Raw genomic sequence first — 14,450 nt, 5'->3', positions numbered from 1 at the left:
GATGCGCTGGGCGCAGGCGTCGGAATGAGGCTGTCCTTGATCGGTAAGAACATGCAGCCCTCGATAGCCAGGATCATGATACCTGCTTCCCCGGACGGCTCGTCCGACGTCCCCGTCGATGTCCTGATCGTCGAGGACGATCCGATCATCGCGATCGACTTCGAGGACCGCCTGCTGGGATTTGGCGTGAGAAGCGTGCGCACCGTGGGTTCGGTGGCGCAGGCGCTGGCCGCGATCGCGGCGCGCGCGCCCGACTTCGCGCTGCTCGACGTCGAGCTCAGCCGCGAGAACAGCTTTGCCGTCGCCGAGCGGCTGGCGGCCCTGAAGATTCCCTTCGCCTTCGTCACCGGCTATGGCGCCGAGACACGGATCGCTTCGGATTTCGTCAACCGGCCGCGTTTGCAAAAGCCGTGCTCGAGCGATGCGCTTGAGGCCGCGCTACGGTCGCGCGGCTCATGACGCTCCGCTCTGGCTGAAGCGGCTCAAGCGAGCTTCGGATCCAGCGTCGTCGACCACAGCGCGACGTCGGCGCGGTCGCGCAGGGTCACCGTCATCTGGCCGGAGGCGTCGTCGATCTTGACGTGACCGAAGAACTGCATGCCGGCCGACGGCGGCAGGTTCTGGCTGTCCTTGCCCGGCGCCTTGACGAAGCGCACCTCCGGCCCAAACGTGTTGTCGAGCGCGTTCGGACCGAAGGTGCCTGCGTGCAGCGGGCCGGAGACGAATTCCCAGAACGGCTCGAAATCCTGGAATTGCGCCTTGTTCGGGTCGTAGTAATGCGCGGCGGCGTAATGTACGTCCGCGGTCAGCCACACCGTGTTGCTGATCGGCGCCATCTTGATGAAGCGCAGGATGTCGGCGATCTCGAACTCGCGGCCACGCACCGGGCCGTCGCCCTGAGCGATCGCTTCCGATCCGCCCTTCGGCGTGTCCGAGACGACGAGGCTGAGCGGCATGTCGGAGGCGATCACCTTCCAGGTCGCACGCGAGTTGAGGAGACCGCGCTTGAGCCAGGCGATCTGGTCCGGGCCGAGGAAATAGCTGGCGGGGCCGTATGCGGTTTCGAGATTGGCGCCGTTGGGGCCGCGATAGCTGCGCTCGTCGAGCACGAACACGTCGAGATGCGGGCCGTAGGAGATCTGCCGATAGACGCGGCCCGGCTCATTGATGCTCTCGCGCATCGGATACATCTCGTGGAAGGCGCGGCCCGCGCGCGCTGCGAGCAGCGCGATGTCGCGCACCTTGTAGGTCGCCGGGAGCTCCTTTGACAGCGACCAGTTGTTGGTCACCTCGTGGTCATCCCATTGCACGAAGATCGGTACTTCGGCATTGAAGGCGCGGAGGTTCGCGTCGGTGAGATTGTATTTGTGCGCGGCGCGGTACTCGTCCAGCGTCTCGGCCACCTTGGCCTTCTCGGGGATGGTGACGTTCTTCCAGGTCTTGCCGTCGGCGAGCTTCACCTCGGATTCAATCGGGCCGTCGGCATAGATCGTATCGCCCGAGTGCAGGAAGAAATCCGGACGATGCTTGCGCATCGCGGAGAAGGTGAACATGCCGCCGTCATCGGGATTGATGCCCCAGCCCTGTCCGGCGACGTCGCCGCCCCAGACGAAGCTGACGTCGCGGCGGTCGGCCGGCGCGGTGCGGAAGCGGCCCACCACCGGCTCGCCCTCGATCGCGCCGTGCGAGAGATCGCGGAAGCGGACGCGGTAGAAGATGTCCTGCCCGCCCGGCAGATTTTCGATCAGCATCTTCGCGGTGAAGTCGCTCTCGGGCAGCGCCGCGATCGGCGGCAGCGCGCGCGCGTCCTTGAAGGACTCCGTCGTCGCCACCTCGACCAGCATCTGCGATGGACGATCGGCGCGCGCCCAGACCACGCCGCCGTCGACGGTGACGTCGCCCGACTGCACGCCATGGGTGACCGCCGGCCGGTCGGCCGCGCGCGACAGATAGGGCATTGCGATTGCGCCAAGCGCACCGGTGCTGGTGGCGAGGAAACGGCGGCGGGAGAATTTGATGTTCATGGTGGATTCGCTGGTTGTCTTAGGCGCATCTGGCGCTGTCATTCCGGGACGGTCCGAAGGACCGGACCCGGAATCTCGAAATTCCGGATTCGCGCTTCGCGCGCTCCGGAATGACGGTAAAGTCTATATTGAGACAATGTGACGCAGCGATTACGCGCGCAACCGTTTACGCGTTGCCGGCGGCCCGGAATTGCGCGCCGGCGCGCGGCGGGTTTTGCGGCATGCTGAACAGCACGGCCTTGCGGTCGGCAATCGCGGCGTGGAACTGGTCGAGCACGATGTTGAACGCGGTGAGCGCACCTTCCTCGATCGCCCCGTGGTCGTAGCAGTGCAGCGTGTCACGCAGGATCTCGTCGGCCTCGGTCTGCATCTGGTCGAGCTCGTCCATGGTCTCGCTCTTGCGCGCCGCCGCGATCATGTCGAGGAGGCGATCGCGCAGATGGCTGTTGTTGTCGCGCTCGTCCTTCTTCAGATAGCCCGCAAACCACGCGCCGATCGAACCCATGGCGGAGAGCGCCATCAGGGTCCACCAGATGTAATCGCTGTATCTGTCGAGGAAGGTCTTTTCCTCGCCGTCGACGAAGGCCGCGGCACCGGGATGCACGGGGATCACGGCATCCTTGTCGGTGTCGGGCGTTTCGATCTTGGCGGCGAGCGGGAATTCCGTCACCAGTTGCTGGCGCACGGCGAAAAGCTGGCGCGTGAACGCCGCGATGGTGGTTTCGGACACGCCTTTGCGCGCCACGATGTGGTGCGCGAAGCTGATGGTCTTGACCTCGTCCTCCGGTCGGTCAGGCGAGCCGCCATAGGTGCCGGCGGGAATCTCCGCCGCTTCATAGACCGGATGATTCTGCGCGATCGCATCCGCCGAATCGATCGCGAGGAAGGTCGGCGTACCGAAATCCTTGGCTGAGGCGGCGATCGCATCCGACGTGATCTTGCTGTTGACGGGGCCGGCCGCGAGATAGGCATCGGCCTTCTGGGCCTTGATTGCCTCGGCGGCCTCATTGGCCGGGAATTGTATGATCTCGACCTTGGCGGGATCGACGCCGTATTGCTGGAGGATCACCTTGAGCAGGTTGACGTTGGCCTGCGTGCGGCCGACCACGCCGACGCGATGGCCGGCGAGCTGCGCGATCTTGGTGATCTTGGCGCCCTTCTTCTTGCCCTTGCCGGGGACGGACCACAGCACCACGACGTTCTTGCGCAGGGTCGCGACCGCTTGCGCGTTCTTCGGCACGTCGACATCGCCGCGCACGATGGCAAGATCGACCTTGCCCTCCGCAAGCGCTTCGGCGCTGGCCGTGGCGCCGTCGGTCTGGATCGGACGTAGCCGCACATAGCTCTTGTTTTGCGAGAAGGCCTGCGTCAGCGCCTGCACGACCTTGATGTCGTCGCTATTGGGGGGACCGACCGCGATCTTCAGCGCCACCGGCCGCATCGCGAAATAATAGCCGCCGGCAAGCGCGCCGACGATTGCGAGCACCAGCGCCAGAGACACGAGCGCCGTCTTCCGCGCCGCTGATCGCGGCGAAGGCGGAGAGGGCGTTTCGGCCAGGTCCAATCCCCCGGTCATCGATCTCCCGAACAGGCGCTTGAGGCTCAGTTTCATCTTCGCCGGCGATTTACGCCCGCAATTGTAGCAAATTTCTTGTCCGGCGGGGTTACATCTCCGTCATGGTTAGCGGATGGGGCATATCCCGCGTGAACCCGGGCGTAAGCACGGTGTTAGGGTAAAGTTCCCCTGAAGCACGGAGACGATCATGGCAGAACGGCTGACGACGGAGGCGCGCAAGCAGGCGCTGGGCGGAATCCCTGACTGGACCGAGGTTTCGGGCCGCGACGCCATCGGGAAAACCTTTGTCTTCAAGGATTTCAACGAAGCCTTCGGCTTCATGACCCGTGCAGCGCTGGTTGCCGAGAAGATGGATCATCACCCCGAATGGCGCAATGTCTACAAGACCGTGGAGGTGGTGCTGTCGACCCATGACGCCGGCGGCGTCACAGCGCTCGACATCGAGCTCGCCAGGGCGATGAACGCCATCGCCAAGCTTACACCGGGCTGACGTCTTGCAGCGACCGGCTGCATCCCCATCTTGTGATTGTGATCAGCAGGGGATGCGGCGATCCGCCGCTCCGGGCTGAACGGGGAGTTTTGGAGCATGGCTGCCGAACACAGCATCGGCTTCGAGCCGGCCGATCGGCTCGCGGAAGATCGTGAAAGCGTTCGCCGCCGCTTCTGGCGCAAGCTGAAGCGCGTCGCCGCGCATCTGCCGTTCGCCGAAGACCTGCTCGCCGCCTACTACTGCGCGTTCGACCGGCAGACGCCGCGCCATGTCCAGGCGTCGCTGCTGGGGGCGATCGCCTATTTCATCCTGCCGTTCGATTTTGTCCCCGACGTGATGCCGATCCTCGGCTTCACCGACGATGCCGCCGTGCTCGCCACCGCCATCCGCATGGTCGCCAGCCACATCACGACGGAGCACCGCGAAGCCGCCCGCGCCGCGCTGAAGCGGGGCGTGGACGAGGCGGGAGAGTAGTTGCTGGCAACGCCTCGTCGCCACATCCTCCGTGTCGTCCTGGCTTTCGCCAGGACGACGCCGAGGGAGCTACTTCTTCTCCGCCTGCGCCCGCGCCTTCTCCGCATCCCACGCCTGGAATTGCTTGAACAAGGTCTCCTTGTCCGCGTCGGACACCTGTGCGGCCGCGGGGCTCTGCTTCAGGAACGCCTCGAAGCGCTGGCGCGTCACCGGCTCGACGCCGTGCTTGTCGAGCCATTGCTGCGCCACCGGCAGCCTGCTCCAGCCTGACAGGGGTGCGGCGAGCGAGACCTCCTTCCACTTGGGGTGGAAGGGTGGGTTCTGGAGCGAGGGGAATTTCGTGAAGAACGCGTCCACGAACAGTGCGAGCTTGCGATAACGCTCGGTGTTGGGCGCCCAGTTGTAGGCCGCGAGCACCGCAGGCACGGCGATCGTGTCCACGCTCTCGCCCTCCTTGATCAGGTTCGGATAGTCCTTCGCGGTCAGCGTCGCCGGCAGATAGTCGCTCTGGAGCGGCTTCGCATAGTCGACCTTCGCGAGATGGAAGCGGCCGTCATTGCCGAAGGTCGAGACCGATTTGTACGGCTTGCCGCCGACCACGATCACGGCGTCGATCTCGCCGGCCTTCAGCTTTTCCATCGCGATGCGCTGCTCGACATAGACGAAGTTCGCCTTGATCCCGAGCCGTTCGAACACGGTGAGCGCGGTGACGAAGGTGCCGCCATTGGGCAGGTCGACGCTGACCTTCTTGCCCTCGAGGTCCTTCAGCGTTGCGATCGACCGCGGCGCGATCACCTGCATCTCTTCATTGTAGAGCTTGGTGACATACGTGAACTGCTTCTTGATGTCCTTGGCAAAGCCCTTGCGCTCGAGATAGTCGAGCGTGTCGGCCCGCACGACGCCGAGATCGACGCCTTGCAGGAACAGAATGTCGGCGACACTCTGCACCGAGCCGCGGCCGACGATCGGCAGCACGCGGATCTTGTTGCCGTCGTCGAGCACGGAGGCGAGGTCGGCGCCGAACTGCACATAGGTGCCGCCGATCGTGCCTGTTATCAGCGTGACGGTGTTGGCGTTGAGCGCCTGCTTGGTCGAGGTCGAGCCGAACTGGAAGATGGCCTTCAGACTGTCCGAGACCTTGGCCGGATCGTATTCGGTCTGATCGGCGCGCGCTGCGAAGGCACAGATGGTCATGATGGCGGCAAGCGCCATTCCCAAAACGTTACGCATGATGTCCCCTGAAGAGTTCTAGTTCGAGAGCTGGGTGAGGCGCCGTCGCGCCTCCGCCGATCCGAGGCTGGCGGCCCGCTGGTACCAGTCGCGTGCGGCGACGGCGTCGGCGGTGATGCTCCGCGTGTCCTTGGTGCCCAGGACGGCTGGATCGTAGGTCTGCGCCAGCAGGAACGCCGCCGTCGCATCCTGCGCATTCGCCGCGCGCTCGAGCAGCAGACGCGCCGCGGCGATGTCGCCGATGGTCATCAGGCTCTTGGCGCGCGCCATCAAGCCGGCCAACGTGTCGGCGTCGAGGCTCTTGGCTGGCGGCGGTGGCGCGGGCTGTGCGGCGACTTGTGTCGGTACGGGCGCGGGTGCCTGAGCCTGTAGCGCGCTCTGATAGGCGGTTGCGATCGCCTCGCGGCTCGGCGTCGCCGGTGCGGCAATATCCTGTGCGTCTCCGCTCGCCAGCATCGTGTTGGTCACACGCGCGGCATCCTCGACCGGACCCTGCCGTGCGGCGGGCGGATAGGCGGGAGCCGCGGCCTCGTTCGCGGCCGCGCCGATCCACGACGCGCCGTTGACGGTGAGCAGCCGGTTGATGTCGGACCAAAACAGCGCGATCGGGACCGCGATGACCGACGCGGCCAGGACGGCAGCGAGAATGCGCCGGACGATTCTGGTCCTGGTGCGCACGGCCAATGGCGCGAATTCCCGTGGATCCGGCGCGCTGAGCGGATCGGACAAGAACAGTGGCATAGGATCGTGCGATGAAGGATCGGTCCGTTCAGCGCGCGCACGAATGTAGGATGCGGTGGACGTATGTGATGCCGCTTGTTCGGAGTCGAGCGCTCTCGACCCCCAGGACGGACGGAATGCCGTCGTCTCCATGGTGATGCTTCCCCCAATACTGACACAACGCGGGGCAGTGCCGGTTTTAGTTTTCTTGTTTTTGTCCAGGAGCGCCCTGCAGACTGGAACCGGTAAATCGCAATTTGAATCAGCCCAAAAAGCGACAACGGTTGGGGCGAATCGGGAAAAATTTAGGTTTGATTCGGGCGGCGCGGCGGAGTGCACCGCAATTTTGGCGATGGTGGTTGAGAAGGCGCTACCGTGCGGCGGCATCGGCGCTGGGCTCCCTCTCCCGCTTGCGGGGGAGGGCTGGGGTGGGGTGTCTCCGCGTCGGGATTGCCAGGGATTGCGGAGAACGTCCCTGCGTGGGCGAGAGCCCTCACCCGCCGCGCTCGGGACGATGCTTCGCATCGCCCGGGGCGCGTCGGCCTTTCCCGCAAGCGGGAGAGGCGGAGCAGGCCCGCGGACAATCTTCGTGAAATTCACATGCGATGACAGGTGTGTGCGTAGCGACGGCGTCGCGCCGTCGCCTGCACCGTCACGGATGCAAGATCACCTTGCCCATGGCCTGGCGTCCCGCGAGCACCTTCAGCGCGTCCGCGGTCTGTGCCAGCGGGAAGGTGCGATCGACGTGCGATGAGATCTTGCCTTCCGCGGTCCACTTCACGAGCTTCTCGAGATTGGCGCGGTTCTTGGCGGGATTGAGCCGGGTCCAGGCGCCCCAGAACACGCCGCGGATGTCGCAGCCTTTCAGTAGCGCGAGGTTCAGCGGCATCTTCGGAATGTCGCCGGCGGCAAAGCCGATCACGAGGAAGCGGCCTTCCCAGGCGATCGAGCGCAGTGCCTGCTCGGCATAGGCGCCGCCAACCGGATCGAAGATGATGTCGACGCCCTTGCCGCCGGTGAGCTTGCGCAGGCCTTCCTTCAAATCTTCCTTGCCGTAGTTCAGCGTGAGCTCGGCACCATGGGCTTTCGCGAATTCGAGCTTCTCGTCCGACGAGGCGCAGGCGATCACCTTCAGGCCCATCAGCTTGCCGAGCTCGCAGGCGGCGAGGCCCGTGCCGCCGGCCGCGCCGAGCACGGCAAGCGTCTCGCCGGGCTTGGGGCTGGCGCGATCTTCCAGCGCATGCAGCGCGGTGCCGTAGATGATGATGATGCCGGCCGCGCGGTCATAGTCGAGATTGTCAGGGATCTTCACGATCGACGCCGCCGGCAGCGCGATCTTCTCGCGCGCGCCGTTGTGGCCGCAGGAGGCGACCACGCGATCGCCGACCTTCAGGTCGGTCACGCCAGGGCCGATGCTCTCGATCACGCCCGCGACTTCGGCGGCTGGCGAGAACGGGAACGGCGGCTTGATCTGGTACTTGCCCTGGATCATCAGGATGTCGAAGAAGTTCAGCGCCGCCGCCTTGATCGCGATCACGGCCTCGCCGGGACCGGCCACCGGATCCGGCACCTCGGCGAGCACGAGATCGTCGGGCTGGCAATATTGCGTGCAGAGAATGGCTTTCATGGCGACACCTTCTTGAGAAGCGAAGTCTTGGGCGTTTCGAGGTGGAATTATAGTTGGCCCGTTTCTGCCGGATTTAGCGCGGCCCTACAATCCGGATTCTTTGTCTAAGGGAGCGCGCAGGCCTATCCTTGCGTCATTGCGAGCGCAGCGAAGCAATCCAGAATCCGTCCTGCGGAAATTGTCTGGATTGCTTCGCTGCGCTCGCAATGACGGAACAAGAAGGAAATGAAGGATTCAAACGATGTTTGAAACGGGTCTGCTCAGAGGCAAGCGCATTCTCGTCACCGGTGGCGGCTCGGGCCTCGGCGCCGCGATGGGGCGACGTTTCCTCGCGCTCGGCGCCGAGCTCGTGATCTGCGGCCGCAAGTTCGATCGGCTTGAAACGACTGCAGCCGAGATGCGCGCGCAGAGCGGCGGCAAGGTCACCACGATCGCCTGCGATATCCGCGACGGCGCCGCCGTCGAGAGCATGATGGACGCGATCTGGCGCGAGGCGCCGCTCGACATTCTCGTCAACAATGCCGCGGCGACCTTCATTGCCCAGAGCGAGCATCTGTCCTTCCGCGCCGCGGATGCGATCCTGGCGCCGACGCTGCATGGCGCGATGTATTGCACGCTCGCCGCCGGCAAACGCTGGATCGACGGCAGGCATGCCGGCGTCGTGCTCTCGATCCTCTCGACCTCGACCATCACCGGCCGCGCCTTCACCGTGCCGTCGGCGATGGCGAAGTCGGCGCTGCTGGCGATGACCAAAAGCCTTGCAGTGGAGTGGGGTCCGAAGGGCATCCGTACCGTCGCGATCGCGCCAGGTCCGTTCCCGACCGCCGGCGCATCGGGGCAGCTCCGCCCCGAAGGCCGCGACGACGGCTGGACCGCGCGCAACCCGCTTGGCCGGACCGGGGACCACAGCGAGCTTGCCGATCTCGCCAGCTTCCTGGTCTCCGACCGCGCCGGCTACATCAACGGCGAGATGGTGGTGATCGACGGCGGCGCGCATCTGCGCAGTTCCGGCGCCGAAGACCTGCTTGGCTGGACCGACGCGCAATGGGCCGACCAGCGTGCCGCGCGATCCCGGGGCTAGCTGTTGCCAACCCGCTAACTGCCTTCCCAAATTGAACTTTCCCGGTTATCCCTGCCGCGGGGACAAAGCGCGGCCGGGCCATCTTCCAGTCACAATATTGAGGGAACCACTCCAGCATGTGGCGGGTGCTATTTTTGGCTTTGACGGCCGGCGTGACGGCGTGGGGAATCACTGATTCCGCGCGGGCTCAGACGGCGCAACCGGCGCCCAAGTCCGCACCCAAAGAGGCCGCACCGAAAGCGGCTGCGCCGGCGGCCAATACGACAGCAAAGACGGCTGCAAAGCCCGAGAGCAAGCCGGCGGGCCCGGCTGCGGCGGTTGCGGGCGGCGCGGAGCCGACCCTGATCGGCCAGTTCGGCACCTGGGGCGCCTATTCGGCCACGCCCAACGGCAAGAAGGTCTGCTTTGCGCTGGCCAAACCGTCGTCGTCGAAGACCAATCCGCCGAACCGGCCGCGTGATCCCGCCTATGCCTTCGTCTCGACCCGGCCGGCCGAGAAGGTGAACAACGAAGTCTCCGTCATGATCGGCTACGCGCTGAAGCCGGGATCGGAATCCTCGGTCGAGGTCGGCGGCGCCGCCTTCGCCATGTACACGCAGGGCGACGGCCTCTGGATCAAGAACGCGGCCGAGGAGGAGCGGATGGTCGAAGCCATGCGCAAATCCGCCGATCTCGTGGTCAAAGGCATCTCGGCCAAGGGGACGGAGACGACCGACACGTTTTCGCTGAAGGGCCTCGCCCAGGCGCTCGACAAGATCGCCCAGGACTGCCGGCGTTAAGGCTGCGGGCGATAAGGTCGCAATCGGCGGTTCCGGTTGCTATATAGGGGCGGTTCCAAGTTTTTCCGTCATTCCGGGGCGCGCGAAGCGCGAACCCGGAATCTCGAGGTTCCGGGTCTGGTCCTTCGGACCATCCCGGAACGACCAAGCCATTAGGTCCATTCCATGCAACCGACGACCGAGCCGCACAACGCAACATTGGTGGAGAAGACTCCGCTCGAAACCTATGTGCCGCCGGCCAAGCCGTCGCTCATCGGCCTGTCGCGCACCGAGCTTGCCGACCGCCTCGGCGAGATCGGCGTCGCACCCGCGCAGCGCAAGATGCGCGTGCAGCAGCTGTGGCACTGGATGTATTTCCGTGGCGCTCAGAATTTCGACGAGATGACCTCGGTCTCGAAGGGCATTCGCGCCGAGCTCGCGCAGCATTTCACCGTCGACCGGCCCGAAGTCGTGGCCGAGCAGATCTCCAATGACGGCACCCGCAAATGGCTGCTGCGGCTGCCGAGCGGCGACAATGTCGAGAAGGCGCATGAAGTCGAGTGCGTCTACATCCCCGAGACCGATCGCGGCACGCTCTGCGTCTCCTCGCAGGTTGGTTGCACCCTGAATTGCTCGTTCTGCCACACCGGCACGCAGCGCCTGGTGCGCAATCTCACCGCCGGCGAGATCGTGGGACAGGTGATGGTCGCACGCGATCGTCTCAATGATTGGGCCGATCGCGAGGACGGTACGCGCCGCGTCACCAACATCGTGATGATGGGCATGGGCGAGCCGCTCTACAATTTCGATGCGGTGCGCGATGCGCTGCTCATCGTCGGCGACAACGAAGGCATCGGCATCTCCCGCCGCCGCATCACGCTGTCGACTTCGGGCGTGGTGCCGAATATCGTGCGCGCGGGCGAGGAGATCGGCGTGATGCTCGCGATCTCGCTGCACGCGGTGCGCGACGAGCTGCGCAACGAGCTGGTGCCGCTCAACCGCAAATATCCGATCAAGGAGCTGCTGCAGGCCTGCCGCGACTATCCCGGCGCCTCGAACGCGCGCCGCATCACCTTCGAATATGTGATGCTCAAGGGCGTCAACGATTCGCTCGACGATGCGAAGCTGCTGGTGAAGCTGCTCAAGGGCATTCACGCCAAGATCAACCTGATCCCGTTCAATCCCTGGCCCGGCACCGCCTATGAATGCTCGGACTGGGACCAGATCGAGAAATTCTCCGAATACATCTTCAACGCCGGCTATTCCTCGCCGGTGCGCACCCCGCGCGGCCGCGACATCCTCGCCGCCTGCGGCCAGCTCAAGTCGGAAACCGAAAAGCTCTCGGCCCGCGAACGCCAGACGCTGCGCGCCATGGCGATGACGGATTGAGGATGCGTGCCTCGTGCACTCTCGTCATGCCTGGGCTTGATCCGACCATCTGCGTTTATGAGCCGTCATTCCGGGGCGCGCGTAGCGCGAACCCGGAATCTCGAGATTCCGGATTCGGTGCTGCGCACCGCTCCGGAATGACGATGACACTCAACAGGGCCATCAGATGTCCCTGATCGGCCGCCTCGTCGTCATCTTCATCGGCTTTCTCGCCGCCTGCTTCGTCGGCGGCATGATCGTCGTCGTCGCGCTGCTGTTTCCGGAATTCGCCGATCTCGGCGCAGGCCCCGTCGATGAAGGCGCGATCGACATCCTGCTCGGATTCGGTTTCATCTTCGTCTCCGGCTTTGCGCTGGTGCCGGCGGCGGTGATCGTCGCGATCACTGAAGCGCTCTACATCCGCAGCGCACTGGCCTACGCCGTCGGCGGCGGCGTTGTGGGGCTCGCCTGCTACCTCGGCCTCGTTCCCTTTCACTCCGACACGTTGCAGTTCGAAGGCGTCGTGCGGCGTCACCTCGAGATCATGACCGGCGCCGGCATCGTGGCCGGCGTGGTCTACTGGCTGATCGCCGGCCGCAACGCCGGCGCCTGGCGCAATCCGCCACCCCCGCGCAAGCCGCCTCCGCCGCTGCCGTCGCAGTCGAGGCCCGATGCGCGGTGACTGGCGCTGTCATTCCGGGATGGTCCGAAGGACCAGACCTCAGGTGCGCAATTGCGCACCGGGGAATCTCGAGATTCCGGGTTCGGCTCTGCGAGCCGCCCCGGAATGACGGTGAAAGGGTTTTCATCCCCGCCCCACTCCGCTAAACCGCGCGGCATGAACCGGACTGGACTTTTCATCGCCCTGGCGCTGTGGCTCGTGATCGGTGTCGTTTTCGGCCTCTATCCCGAACTCGATCTCAAGCTCGCCGCGCTGTTCTTCGATCCCGAGACGAAGACGTTTCCGCTCAAATCGAGCGGCTGGGCCGGCGTCGCGCGTGATGCGGCGATGTGGATCGCCTGGGCGTTCGTGCTGCCCTCGCTGGTGGCGCTTGTGGTCAAGATGATCCGGCCCGATCGGCCGCTGATGGTGTCGGGGCGCGCGATCGTGTTCCTGCTGGTGACGATCATCCTGTCGGCCGGAATCCTCACCAACCTCACCTTCAAGACCTATTGGGGCCGGCCGCGCCCGGTGGTGGTGACGCAGTTTGCCGGCGACCAGCAGTTCGTGGCATGGTGGGATCCGCGCGGTGGCTGCGTGCGCAACTGCTCGTTCTTCTCGGGCGAGGGCGCGACTGCGTTCTGGACGCTGGCGCCGGCTGCGCTGGCGCCGCCGGCGTGGCGCCCGCTGGCTTATGCCGGCGCAGTCGTCTTCGGCCTTGTGACCAGCGGGCTCCGCATGGCCTTCGGCGGGCACTTCTTCACCGACGTGTCGATCGCCGGCCTCGTCACCTTCGTCGTGATCTGGTTCGCCTACGCGATGATTTACCGCTGGCCGCGGACGCGGTTTTCGGACCAGGCGGTCGACGCCGCCCTGACCCGGCTGAACATGCCCGCCTACCGGCTCCGCCAGCGCCTGTTCGGTCGCAAGACCGGCCCCGAGCCGTCAGTTTGAGCCATTAAATGCGTGCCGAGCCCTGCGAAATTTGATATTCGCCCGGTCAATCCGCAACCGCCATCAGCCCCCTAAGACCCGATTGGAAGCCCCATGACCACGATCCTGAAAAGCCTGCCCAAGGGTGAGAAAGTCGGCATCGCGTTTTCGGGCGGGCTCGACACCAGCGCGGCGCTGCTCTGGATGAAGCAGAAGGGCGCGCGCTGCTACGCCTATACCGCCAATCTCGGCCAGCCCGATGAAGCCGACTACAACGAGATTCCGCGCAAGGCGCAGGAATTCGGTGCCGAGAAGGCCGTGCTGGTCGATTGCCGCACGCAGCTCGTCCACGAAGGCATCGCCGCGATCCAGTCCGGCGCCTTCCACATCTCGACCGGCGGCATCACCTATTTCAACACCACCCCGCTCGGTCGTGCCGTCACCGGCACGATGCTGGTTGCGGCGATGAAGGAGGACGGCGTCAACATCTGGGGCGACGGCTCGACCTTCAAGGGCAACGACATCGAGCGCTTCTATCGCTACGGCCTGCTCACCAATCCGAGCCTGCGCATCTACAAGCCCTGGCTCGACCAGCAGTTCATCGACGAGCTCGGCGGCCGCGCCGAGATGTCGGCGTTCATGACCGCCCAGGGTTTCGCGTACAAGATGAGCGCCGAGAAGGCGTATTCGACCGACAGCAATCTGCTCGGCGCCACGCACGAAGCCAAGGATCTCGAGAGCCTCGACAGCGGCATCAAGATCGTCAACCCGATCATGGGCGTGCCGTTCTGGCGCGAGGACTGCAACGTCAAGGCCGAGAAGGTCGTCGTGCGTTTCGAGGAAGGCCAGCCCACCGCGCTGAACGGGCAGACCTTCACCGATCCCGTCGCGCTGTTCCTCGAAGCCAACGCGATCGGCGGCCGCCACGGCCTCGGCATGAGCGACCAGATCGAGAACCGCATCATCGAGGCCAAGAGCCGCGGCATCTATGAGGCGCCCGGCATGGCGCTGTTGCACATCGCCTATGAGCGCCTCGTCACCGGCATCCACAACGAGGACACCATCGAGCAGTACCGCATCAGCGGCATGCGTCTCGGCCGCCTGCTCTATCAGGGCCGCTGGTTCGATTCGCAGGCCCTGATGCTGCGCGAGACCGCGCAGCGCTGGGTCGCGCGCGCCGTCACCGGCGAGGTGACGCTCGAGCTGCGCCGCGGCAACGATTATTCGATTTTGAACACGGAAAGCCCGAACCTCACCTATGCGCCGGAGCGGCTCAGCATGGAGAAGGTCGAGGACGCGGCGTTCACGCCGGCCGATCGCATCGGTCAGCTCACCATGCGCAACCTCGACATCGCCGACACGCGCACCAAGCTGAAGCTCTATACGGACACCGGCCTGCTTTCGGGCAGCGAAGGCTCGCAGATCTTCCGGCTGGAGAACGACAAGGGCTGAGATTTTCGTAGCCGTAGGGTGAGCAAAGCGAAGCGTGCCCACCATCCTTCCACGTC

14 protein-coding genes are annotated in these 14,450 nt (G+C 65.0%); 9 read left to right on the top strand and 5 right to left on the bottom strand.

Annotated features, from left to right (window positions below):
• Window positions 1-75: 75 nt before the first annotated feature.
• The gene (locus EI171_RS05160) at window positions 76-459 is read left to right on the top strand and encodes a response regulator (RefSeq protein WP_202633105.1); all 384 of its coding nucleotides are present in this window, start codon (window positions 76-78) and stop codon (window positions 457-459) included.
• A gap of 23 nt (window positions 460-482) precedes the next feature.
• Here the strand turns inward: EI171_RS05160 and EI171_RS05155 are convergent, their stop codons facing one another.
• On the bottom strand, window positions 483-2,024 hold the full coding sequence (locus EI171_RS05155) for an alkaline phosphatase (protein WP_161532754.1): 1,542 nt from the start codon (window positions 2,022-2,024) through the stop codon (window positions 483-485).
• A 166-nt stretch (window positions 2,025-2,190) separates the two neighbouring features.
• A complete protein-coding gene (locus EI171_RS05150; protein ID WP_051000233.1) occupies window positions 2,191-3,636 on the bottom strand; it encodes a TAXI family TRAP transporter solute-binding subunit in 1,446 nt (481 codons plus the stop codon).
• Window positions 3,637-3,787: 151 nt separating this feature from the next.
• Here EI171_RS05150 and EI171_RS05145 point away from each other — a divergent pair, with 151 nt between their 5' ends.
• A complete protein-coding gene (locus tag EI171_RS05145) occupies window positions 3,788-4,090 on the top strand; it encodes a 4a-hydroxytetrahydrobiopterin dehydratase (protein WP_011083363.1) in 303 nt (100 codons plus the stop codon).
• A 96-nt stretch (window positions 4,091-4,186) separates the two neighbouring features.
• On the top strand, window positions 4,187-4,564 hold the full coding sequence (locus tag EI171_RS05140) for a YkvA family protein (RefSeq protein ID WP_161532753.1): 378 nt from the start codon (window positions 4,187-4,189) through the stop codon (window positions 4,562-4,564).
• Between the two features lie 69 nt (window positions 4,565-4,633).
• Here EI171_RS05140 and EI171_RS05135 read toward each other — a convergent pair whose 3' ends face one another.
• From EI171_RS05135 to EI171_RS05125, 3 genes are all read right to left on the bottom strand, one after another.
• Entirely contained in the window at window positions 4,634-5,794 is a 1,161-nt protein-coding gene (locus tag EI171_RS05135) for a TAXI family TRAP transporter solute-binding subunit (protein ID WP_011083361.1), read from the bottom strand.
• Between the two features lie 18 nt (window positions 5,795-5,812).
• The gene (locus tag EI171_RS05130) at window positions 5,813-6,535 is read right to left on the bottom strand and encodes a hypothetical protein (RefSeq protein WP_371740451.1); all 723 of its coding nucleotides are present in this window, start codon (window positions 6,533-6,535) and stop codon (window positions 5,813-5,815) included.
• Window positions 6,536-7,166: 631 nt separating this feature from the next.
• Window positions 7,167-8,141, bottom strand: coding sequence for an NADPH:quinone oxidoreductase family protein (locus EI171_RS05125; protein ID WP_028174923.1), 975 nt, complete (start codon window positions 8,139-8,141; stop codon window positions 7,167-7,169).
• Between the two features lie 241 nt (window positions 8,142-8,382).
• On the opposite strand from EI171_RS05125, the gene EI171_RS05120 reads away from it, so the two are divergent.
• From EI171_RS05120 to argG, 6 genes are all read left to right on the top strand, one after another.
• Window positions 8,383-9,222 (top strand): SDR family oxidoreductase, encoded by an 840-nt coding sequence (locus tag EI171_RS05120; RefSeq protein ID WP_161532751.1) that lies wholly within the window; start codon window positions 8,383-8,385, stop codon window positions 9,220-9,222.
• A 116-nt stretch (window positions 9,223-9,338) separates the two neighbouring features.
• A complete protein-coding gene (locus EI171_RS05115) occupies window positions 9,339-10,001 on the top strand; it encodes an invasion associated locus B family protein (protein ID WP_011083357.1) in 663 nt (220 codons plus the stop codon).
• Window positions 10,002-10,166: 165 nt separating this feature from the next.
• Window positions 10,167-11,369, top strand: a complete 1,203-nt coding sequence (rlmN, locus tag EI171_RS05110; RefSeq protein WP_161532750.1) for a 23S rRNA (adenine(2503)-C(2))-methyltransferase RlmN — start codon at window positions 10,167-10,169, stop codon at window positions 11,367-11,369.
• A gap of 166 nt (window positions 11,370-11,535) precedes the next feature.
• Window positions 11,536-12,030 (top strand): hypothetical protein, encoded by a 495-nt coding sequence (locus EI171_RS05105; protein WP_161532749.1) that lies wholly within the window; start codon window positions 11,536-11,538, stop codon window positions 12,028-12,030.
• A gap of 156 nt (window positions 12,031-12,186) precedes the next feature.
• A complete protein-coding gene (locus tag EI171_RS05100) occupies window positions 12,187-12,963 on the top strand; it encodes a phosphatase PAP2 family protein (RefSeq protein ID WP_161532748.1) in 777 nt (258 codons plus the stop codon).
• A 93-nt stretch (window positions 12,964-13,056) separates the two neighbouring features.
• Complete coding sequence (gene argG, locus EI171_RS05095) at window positions 13,057-14,394, top strand: argininosuccinate synthase (protein ID WP_011083353.1); 1,338 nt, start codon at window positions 13,057-13,059, stop codon at window positions 14,392-14,394.
• Window positions 14,395-14,450: the final 56 nt, after the last annotated feature.

It is taken from the genome of Bradyrhizobium sp. LCT2 (genome assembly GCF_009931255.1).
In the GTDB taxonomy this organism is placed as follows: domain Bacteria; phylum Pseudomonadota; class Alphaproteobacteria; order Rhizobiales; family Xanthobacteraceae; genus Bradyrhizobium; species Bradyrhizobium diazoefficiens.
Note: the sequence above shows the minus strand (reverse complement) of the source record. Positions and strands in the feature narration are given on the sequence as shown.